This is a genomic window from Gordonia aurantiaca (genome assembly GCF_039939235.1).
Taxonomy (GTDB): domain Bacteria; phylum Actinomycetota; class Actinomycetes; order Mycobacteriales; family Mycobacteriaceae; genus Gordonia.
On the sequence record NZ_JBDUUF010000033.1, the window covers coordinates 1 to 1,468 of the forward strand.

1 protein-coding gene is annotated in these 1,468 nt (G+C 67.2%); it reads left to right on the plus strand.

Features of this window, described 5'->3' with window-relative positions:
• Window positions 1-56: 56 nt before the first annotated feature.
• Window positions 57-1,466, plus strand: coding sequence for an IS1380 family transposase (locus ABFT43_RS22610; RefSeq protein WP_109239996.1), 1,410 nt, complete (start codon window positions 57-59; stop codon window positions 1,464-1,466).
• Window positions 1,467-1,468 lie beyond the last annotated feature (2 nt).

Genomic DNA, 1,468 nt, shown 5'->3' on the forward strand with positions numbered 1-1,468 from the left:
GGAAGAATAGAGCTTGTCTAAGGTCCTATTTCCCGAGTCTGAGAGGCATCTCGTAGGTGCAATTCAAGCATGCTCCCGTTGCCGTGTCGGCTGTGTTCGATGATCCGAATCTCGTGTCGGTCGCGGGGCTGGTCCCGATGCTCCGTCTTGCCCGTTCTGCGGGGCTTGATGAGCTCGCGCAGTCGCGATTGAGCGTCCCGACGGACAAGGGTGCGAACGCCGGCGGCAAGGTGATGGCGCTGGTCGCGGGGATGCTCGCTGGCGCGGACTCGATCGACGACATGAATCTGCTGCGTCATGGCGGGATGGGCCGGTTGTTCGATCGGACGTATGCACCGTCGACGCTGGGCTCGTTCCTGCGGGAGTTCCGGTTCGGGCACGTCCGCCAGCTCGATGCCGTCGCCTCACGGACGCTGGTGAACCTCGCATCGGCCGCGCCGCTGCTGCAGATCCGGGACGGTGAGCGGGTGATGGTCGACGTGGACGACACGATCATCGAGGTCCACGGGTACCAGAAGCAGGGAGCGTCGTTCGGGTACTCCGGCGTCCGCGGCCTCAACGCCCTCGTCGCGACAGCGTCGACGACGACCTCAGCGCCGGTGATCCTCGCCCAGCGGTTGCGGCAGGGGAAGACCGGTTCCCCGAAAGGCGCGGCCAGGATCGTCGCCGACACCCTCGCCACGCTTCGCCGCATGGACCTGGGCAGCAGTGTTCGGCCGTTGCTGCGGGCGGACTCCGCGTTCTACGGCCACGCCACCATCGGCACCGCGATCAAGGCCGGCGCGGACGTGTCCATCACCGTTCGGATGGACCCCGCGGTGAAGACGGCGATCGCGACGATCCCCGAGGACGGGTGGGAGACGATCGAGTACCCGAACGCGATCCGTGACGAGGTCACGGGCCGGTGGATCTCGAAGGCCGAGGTCGCCGAGGTGCCCTTCGTCGCGTTCCGTTCCCGGAAGATCGCCGAACGGGTTGAAGGACGACTGGTGGTCCGACGGATCCCAGACCTGAACCCCAAGCAGGTCGAGCAGCCGACCTTGTTCGACAGCTACCGGCACCACGCGTTCTTCACCACCACCGACAAGCAGACAATGGGAACCGTCGAGGCGGACAAGACCCACCGCGGGCACGCGATCATCGAGCAAGTTCACGCCGACCTGAAGGCGGGCCCGCTCGCTCACCTGCCCTCGGGAGTGTTCACCGCGAACAGCGCATGGCTCGTCCTCGCCGTGATCGCATTCAACCTCACTCGCGCCGCTGGACTCATCGCCGACCGAGGCGGGCGGCTCGCCCGGGCAACGACCGCGACGATTCGCCGCACCCTCATCTCAGTGCCGGCACGACTGGCACGGACGGCGCGCCGCATCATCCTGCACCTGCCGGACGCCTGGCCCTGGCAGACCGCGTTCGACCGACTCTTCACCGCGACGCACGCACCACCACCACCGGCCGCGGCCAGCTGACC